A 6,967-nucleotide genomic window follows, 5' to 3' on the forward strand; every position below is an offset into this window, starting at 1 on the left:
AGCGACCTCTCGGACGATGACAAGGCCGACCCGCCCGATCTGGTCGACATCCAGTCGCGCAAGCGCGCCATGGCTGAAGGCGCCATCGATGCCTTGCGCGACAAGTTCGGCCGCAAAGCGGTGGAAACCGGCTACACATTCGGCAAGGGCCGCGATGCCCATCCGCCGGAGCCGCTCGAAGATTGATCTTCGTCAGGTGCGCTGCAAGTCTATCCTGCTCGTCACCGCGCTCTTGCCGGTTTTCGGGTCGGTGTCGATGACGGTCAGCCGCATGCCGTTCTCGCCGCGTTTCTCGACCTTCATCTGCGCCCTTCGGTCGCCATTGACCTCCTTGGCCCAGCGAATGCCCAGGTTGATCGCATTGCCCGAACGGCTGCCGTTGAGTTGCGCCGGTCCCGTGCGAGAGCCGACATAGGTGCCGCTGTATTTGGCACCTGTAACTTTCAGATTGGCGCTGATGGCCCGCGACACCACAATGAGACCGCGGCAATTTCCATCCAGCGATAGCGAGGTTGAGGTCGCATTCGACTTGAAGCTGCACGATACGCTGACGTTCGGAGCATCCGTGGTTACCTGGACAGTGCCCTTGCCGGCGAAATTGCCCTTGAACGACTGGAGAAATTGGGTCTCGTCGGCATGTGCTGCGCCTGCCGCAACCAATAGACCGCCGGTAAGCGCGAATTGCGCGAAGGATCTCATCGAAGCTCTCCTTGTCGTTTCGAAAAAAGGCGGGGCGATCCACGAGCACGGCTGACCATCGGGACTCAACGCCACCTGCCGTTTCAGGTTCCGTCCGCCACATGACTGTTTTACAACTTCGAGCCAGTCGCGACTGGCCCAGAAGAATGCCTTGGCTAGCGGTTGCGGCAGAGGTGCTGGCCTGCGACATAGCGCGAATGGCACCCACCCCCTCGATCCCCAAGGCCGCGTTCTGGATGGCGCTGTCTATCGCCTCGTTCCTTGGCATGACGGTCGCCGGCCGGGCCACGACAGCGGAGCTCAACGTCTTCCAAGTGCTGGAGTTGCGCTCCGTGATCGGCTTCTTCATCCTGCTGCCGCTGGTGATGATGAGTGGCGGCTTTCAAGCCATGCGCACGCAGCGCCCGGTTGCCCATATCGCCCGCAACGTCATCCATTACACGGGCCAGGCGGCATGGCTCTACGCCCTCACCTTGATTCCGCTGGCCGTGTTGATCTCGATCGAATTCACCACTCCGATCTGGACAGCTATCCTGGCGGTGATCTTTCTGGGCGAAAGGCTGAACCGGCCCAAGTTGGCAGCGATCGCGCTGGGGCTGATCGGCGTGGTGATCATCGTGCGCCCCGGTGTCGGCTCGGTCGATCCTGGACATCTCGTCGTGCTGGGCGCCGCGGCCTGCTTCGGCATCTCGGTGGTCACCGTCAAGTCGCTGACCCGGACGGACAGCGTCGTACGCATCATCTGCTGGATGCTGATTGTCCAGTCGGTGGTCGGTCTCATCCCGGCGCTCTATACGTGGCGCAACCCGCCACTGGAGCTATGGCCATGGATCGTGCTGATCGCCTTCACCGGCATGTCGTCGCATTTCTGCATGGCCCGCGCGCTTGGCTATGCCGACGCGACCATCGTCTCGCCGATGGATTTTCTACGCGTGCCGCTATCGGCACTGATCGGCTGGCTGCTCTATAGCGAGCAGATCGACGCCTTCACCGCCGGCGGCGCGCTGCTGATCCTGATGGGCAATCTGCTCAATCTGCAGCGCAGGCAGATAAAGCCGGCCGAAGTGGCGGCGTCGTAGTCCCGCCGGCCGTCAGTTCCCTTCGTCGGGTATGTTGAGAAGATGGCCGCAGGCCTTGCAATGCACGGCGTCCGGCTCGTGCCGCCGCAAGCCGCACTGCGGACAGGGAAACAACACCTTGGCTGGCCGGAAGATCGCCTGAGCCAGTCTGACAAACAGCGATATGCCGATGATCATGGTGACGATTGCCGTCAGCTTGCCGGCCATGCCCGGCAGCACGATGTCGCCGAAGCCGGTCGTCGTCACCGTGGCGACAGTGAAATAAAGCGCGTCGATATAGTTTTCCAGGCCAGCGCCAGTGCGAAAGAAGAACGTGTAGACGAAGCCGGTGATGACGAACAGGAAGGTCAACAGGTTGATGACCGCGTGGCTGGCCTCTCGCCACGGCCGCAGTCCTCGCATCTCGAAATGCCGCCAGAGCGAACCGCTGCGCGACAGCGACCACAGCCGCAGGATGCGCAGGAAGGCGAGATTGGCAAACGCCGTTGGCATCAGCAGCGTCAAGAGGATGAAGACATCGACCCACGACGTCGGCTGCTTCATCAGCCGCAGCATGTTCTTGGAGGCAAGCAGGCGGGCAGCGAGGTCCGCGGCAACCAGCGCGGCCGCCGAATAGTCGAGCCAGAGGAATGACGGCTTGTCCTGGAGAACCGGCGTCGCGATGAAGAAGGCGATGATGGCGAGGTCGATGACCACAGCCACCAGCTGGAACCGGAAAGCGGCCGGCGTGCGCCCGTGATAGAGCTTGCGCAGCCTGTCGCGCAGCCGCGTCATCGCCGAATTTTCCTGCAATCCGTTCTTGTCCGCCGCTTTCATGACGATTGCGGCAAGAGCCGCCCGGCTAATTGCCGCCTACCAGGAAGAGCGGTGATCACACCAGTTCCACTTCGACCACGCCCGGCACCGCGCGCATCGCCGAGGCGATCTGCGGCGAGATACGGTAGCGGTTCGGCAGCTCTATCTCGATTTCCCCCTCGCCTTCTTCCTTGATCAGCACGAAACTGACCTGGCCTTCGCCCCTGACGGTCAGTTGGCCGGCCAGCGTGTTGATCGGCGTGGCGTTGCGCACGAAGATACGCAGCGCCTTCTGGATGCGACTTGCCTCATCCTCCAGCGACTGCACCGAGTTGATGCGCAGATTGACGCCTTCCGGCCTGTCCTCGGCCGCAACGGTGATGACGACGGAGCGGCCGGCCTCGAGCAGGTCGCGATACTGTGCCAGTCCTTCCGAAAACAGCACGGCTTCGTACTGGCCTGACGTATCCGAAAAGGCGATGACGCCCATCTTGTTGCCGGTGCGCGTCTTGCGTTCCTGCTTGGATGTCACCGTGCCGGCCAGGCGGCCGGCGGCGGCACCGCGTTTGACGGCCGCCGAGAACTCGGCCCACGTTTGCACCCGCATCTTCTGCAGGGCCGCCTTGTACTCGTCGAGCGGGTGGGCCGAGAGGTAAAAGCCGACCACCTGGAATTCACGGTGCAGCCGGTCGGCGGCGAGCCACGGCTCTGTCGCCGGCAGATTGAGTGCCTGCGACTGGGCGCCGAGCGAGGCGCCGAAGATGTCGTGCTGTCCGGAAACCGCGTTCTGCTGCGCCAGCGACGCCAGCCCCATCATGCGCTCCACGCCCGCCATCATCGACGCGCGGTCGTGGCCGAAGCAGTCGAGCGCGCCGGCCATGATCAGGCTTTCGAAGACGCGCTTGCCGACGATCTTGGGATCGACCCGCTCGCAGAAATCGGCGAGGTTCTTGAACGGCTTTTCGCCACGCTGGGCAACGATGTGCTCGACCGCCGCGTCGCCGACGCCCTTGAGCGCTGCCAGCGAATAGTAGATGCGGTTCTCGCCGACCTCGAAGGGGCGAAAGCTCGATGTCACCGACGGCGCGAGAACCTCGATGCCGAGGCGCAGCGCGTCCTGGCGGAAATCGGCGAGCTTGTCGGTGTTGCCCATGTCGAGCGTCATCGACGCCGCCAGGAACTCGACCGGATAATGCGCCTTGAGATAGGCGGTCTGGTATGAAACCACCGCATAGGCGGCGGCGTGCGATTTGTTGAAACCATAGTCGGCGAACTTGGCCAGCAGGTCGAAAATGAAGTCGGCTTGCGGCTTGCCGACGCCACGCTCGACCGCGCCGGAGACGAAGCGCTCGCGCTGCTTGTCCATCTCGGCGCGAATCTTCTTGCCCATGGCGCGGCGCAGCAGATCGGCTTCGCCGAGCGAGTAGCCCGACAGCTCCTGCGCGATCTGCATCACCTGTTCCTGGTAGACGATGACGCCTTGCGTCTCCTTCACCAGATGGTCGATCTTGGGATGGATCGAGGCCATCTCCTCCTCGCCATGCTTGCGGGCGTTGTAGGTCGGGATGTTTTCCATCGGGCCGGGTCGATACAGTGCGACCAGCGCGATGATGTCCTCGATGCAGTCGGGCCGCATGCCGATCAGCGCCTTGCGCATGCCGGCACTTTCCACCTGGAACACGCCGACCACTTCGCCGCGCGACAGCATGGCGTAGGTCTCGGGATCGTCGAGCGGGATGGTTGCCAGGTCGATCTCGATGCCGCGCCGGCGGATCAGCTTCACCGCCGTCTCCAGCACGGTCAGCGTCTTCAGGCCGAGGAAGTCGAACTTCACCAGTCCGGCCTGCTCGACATATTTCATGTTGAACTGGGTGACGGGCATGTCCGAGCGCGGATCGCGGTACATCGGCACCAGCTCCGACAGCGGCCGGTCGCCGATGACGATGCCGGCGGCGTGCGTCGAGGCATGGCGGTAGAGGCCTTCCAGCTTCTGCGCCATGTCGAGCAGCGTCTGGACGATCGGCTCCCTCTCGGCCTCTTCGGCAAAGCGCGGCTCGTTGGCGATGGCGTCGGCGAGCTTGACCGGATTGGCCGGGTTCTGCGGCACCATCTTGGAGAGCTTGTCGACCTGGCCATAGGGCATCTGCAGGACGCGGCCGACGTCGCGCAGCACGGCGCGCGCCTGCAGCGTACCGAAGGTGATGATCTGGCCGACCTGGTCGCGGCCGTATTTCTGCTGGACGTAGCGGATGACCTCCTCGCGCCTATCCTGGCAGAAGTCGATGTCGAAGTCGGGCATCGACACGCGGTCGGGATTGAGAAAGCGCTCGAACAGCAGCGAGAAGCGCAGCGGATCAATGTCGGTGATGGTGGTCGAATAGGCGACCAGCGAGCCTGCGCCCGAACCGCGGCCAGGCCCGACCGGAATGCCTTGCGCCTTGGCCCATTTGATGAAGTCGGCAACGATCAGGAAGTAGCCGGGAAACTTCATCTTGGTGATGATGCCAAGCTCGAAGTTCAACCGCTCGCGGTATTGCTCGACCGTATAGCCCGCGGTCGGGCCATGCATGGCAAGGCGCGCGTCGAGCCCCTCATGGGCCTGGCGGGCCAGTTCGTCGGCTTCCGCCTGCACGGCGGCGTCATTGTCTGCGACATCGCCGCCGGTGAAGCGCGGCAGGATCGGATTGCGGTTCTTCGGGTAATAGGAGCAGCGCAGCGCGATCTCGACAGTGTTGTCGATCGCCTCCGGCAGGTCGGCAAAGAGCCTTGCCATATCGGCCTGGCTGCGCAGGAAATTGTCGGGCGACAGCCGGCGGCGGTTGTCAGCGGCAACGACCGATCCCTCGGCAATGGCAATCAGCGCGTCATGTGCATCATAGTCGTCGCGAGAGGAAAAGAACGCCTCGTTGGTGGCGACCAGCGGCAGTTCATGGGCATAGGCCAGATCGATCGAGGATTTTTCGATCACGCGATCATAACCGGAAACCCGGTCAAGCTCGACATAGAGCCGGTCGCCGAACATCTCCTTGAGGGTCAAAAGCCGGGCTTCGGCCAGATCGCGGCGATCTTCCTTGAGCGCGGTGCCGATCGGTCCGCGCGGTCCGCCGCTGAGGCAGATCAACCCGTCACAATAGCCTTCCATCATTTCGGTGGTCAGGTGCACGGCTTCGCCCGGCGGCGTTTCGAGGTAGACGCGGCTGACCAGCCTGACCAGATTGGAATAGCCCGCCTCGGTCGCGGCAAGCAGGACGACCGGCCGCATATCGGGACCTTGCCGTCGGCGGTCGCGCTGGCCATCGCTGTTTTCGCCGGAAAAGGCGAGCGCCGTCTGGCAGCCGATGATCGGCTGGATGCCGTCCTTCACCGCCTTCTGCGCGAATTCGAGCGCGCCGAACAGGTTGTTGGTGTCGGTAACGGCGATGGCCGGGGCTTCGTCCTTGACCGCATGAGCCACCACCTTGCCGATCTGCAAGGCGCCTTCCAGCAGCGAATAGGCCGAATGCACGCGCAAATGGACGAAGGGCCGCGCCGGGGCCTCCGGCCGCGCCGCAGCAATCGCCGCTTCTCGCTTCAAGGGATCGCGGGGGAGTTTTTCGTCGGCCATGGTGCTGCGTGAAGGTCCTTGAGTCGATGGAGATGTATTGTCCGGGACCGCGCCATGCCAGTCCAGCACAAACCACTGCTGATCACAGGCTGCCTGCCCGGCTAGCCCTAAGCAAACTCCATGATCACGGCGTCGACAGCCAGGCTGTCGCCCGGCTTGGCGTTGAGTTTGGAGACGACAAGGTCGCGTTCGGCACGCAGCACGTTTTCCATCTTCATCGCTTCGACCACAGCCAATGTCTCGCCTGCCTTGACCTCCTGGCCTTCGGCAACGGCAATCGACACGACAAGGCCGGGCATCGGGCAAAGCAGCAGCTTCGACGTGTCCGGCGCCACCTTTTCGGGCATCAGCCTTTCCAGTTCGGCGGTGCGCGGCAGCATGGCGCGCGCGGTCACCGACATGCCTTTCCAGGCGATGCGAAAGCCATTGGCGACCGGCCTGACCTGAGCCGTAACCTTGCGCTTGCCGACCGTACCGCGCCAGACCAGATCGCCCGGCCGCCAGTCGGATGCAACGGTCAGCGCCTTGCCGCCCGCGATCGACAGATCGACTTCCATCGGAATGGAAATCATGCCCTCGATGATGGACGCCGACAGATAGTCATCATCGATCTTCACGACCCAGTCGCGCTTCAGCGCTCCCGAATGCGGCGCCAGGCGCCCGCCCAGCCGGTCAAGCCGATCACGTCGCAGCAGTTCCACTGCGGTCGCGATCGACGCCAGCACCGCTTTCTCGTCGTCGTTCGGCACGACCGGCGCGAAACCGTCGGGATATTCCTCCGATATGAAAG

The 6,967-nt window shown here is 63.4% G+C and carries 5 protein-coding genes and 1 pseudogene; 2 read left to right on the forward strand and 4 right to left on the reverse strand.

Going from position 1 to position 6,967, the window contains the following annotated elements:
• Positions 1 to 186 (forward strand): annotated as a pseudogene (locus EN914_RS18415) (DNA polymerase IV); the annotation flags it as partial.
• Positions 187 to 192: 6 nt separating this feature from the next.
• On the opposite strand, the gene EN914_RS18420 reads toward EN914_RS18415, so the two are convergent.
• Positions 193 to 699: a hypothetical protein gene (locus tag EN914_RS18420; protein ID WP_127389191.1), complete on the reverse strand. Its 507-nt coding sequence runs from the start codon at positions 697 to 699 to the stop codon at positions 193 to 195.
• A 197-nt stretch (positions 700 to 896) separates the two neighbouring features.
• On the opposite strand from EN914_RS18420, the gene EN914_RS18425 reads away from it, so the two are divergent.
• Positions 897 to 1,778 carry a DMT family transporter gene (locus tag EN914_RS18425; protein WP_013531939.1) on the forward strand — a complete coding sequence of 294 codons (882 nt, stop codon included), beginning with the start codon at positions 897 to 899 and terminating at the stop codon, positions 1,776 to 1,778.
• A gap of 12 nt (positions 1,779 to 1,790) precedes the next feature.
• On the opposite strand, the gene EN914_RS18430 is transcribed toward EN914_RS18425, so the two are convergent.
• The 3 genes from EN914_RS18430 to EN914_RS18440 all read right to left on the reverse strand — a co-directional run.
• Positions 1,791 to 2,594: a potassium channel family protein gene (locus EN914_RS18430; protein WP_024503587.1), complete on the reverse strand. Its 804-nt coding sequence runs from the start codon at positions 2,592 to 2,594 to the stop codon at positions 1,791 to 1,793.
• Between the two features lie 55 nt (positions 2,595 to 2,649).
• On the reverse strand, positions 2,650 to 6,177 hold the full coding sequence (dnaE, locus tag EN914_RS18435) for a DNA polymerase III subunit alpha (RefSeq protein WP_024503588.1): 3,528 nt from the start codon (positions 6,175 to 6,177) through the stop codon (positions 2,650 to 2,652).
• Positions 6,178 to 6,284: 107 nt separating this feature from the next.
• Positions 6,285 to 6,967, reverse strand: a 683-nt coding sequence (locus tag EN914_RS18440; protein ID WP_127389192.1) for a biotin/lipoyl-containing protein, incomplete at its 5' end; no start/stop codon positions are given.

Origin of the sequence: Mesorhizobium sp. M7A.F.Ca.CA.001.08.2.1 (assembly GCF_003998455.1) — a bacterium.
Taxonomy (GTDB): domain Bacteria; phylum Pseudomonadota; class Alphaproteobacteria; order Rhizobiales; family Rhizobiaceae; genus Mesorhizobium; species Mesorhizobium ciceri.

Coding starts and splice junctions, on each gene's coding strand:
- EN914_RS18420 (WP_127389191.1), bottom strand. CDS start 699: ATGAGATCCTTCGCGCAATTCGCGCTTACCGGCGGTCTATTGGTTGCG.
- EN914_RS18425 (WP_013531939.1), top strand. CDS start 897: ATGGCACCCACCCCCTCGATCCCCAAGGCCGCGTTCTGGATGGCGCTG.
- EN914_RS18430 (WP_024503587.1), bottom strand. CDS start 2,594: ATGAAAGCGGCGGACAAGAACGGATTGCAGGAAAATTCGGCGATGACG.
- dnaE (WP_024503588.1), bottom strand. CDS start 6,177: ATGGCCGACGAAAAACTCCCCCGCGATCCCTTGAAGCGAGAAGCGGCG.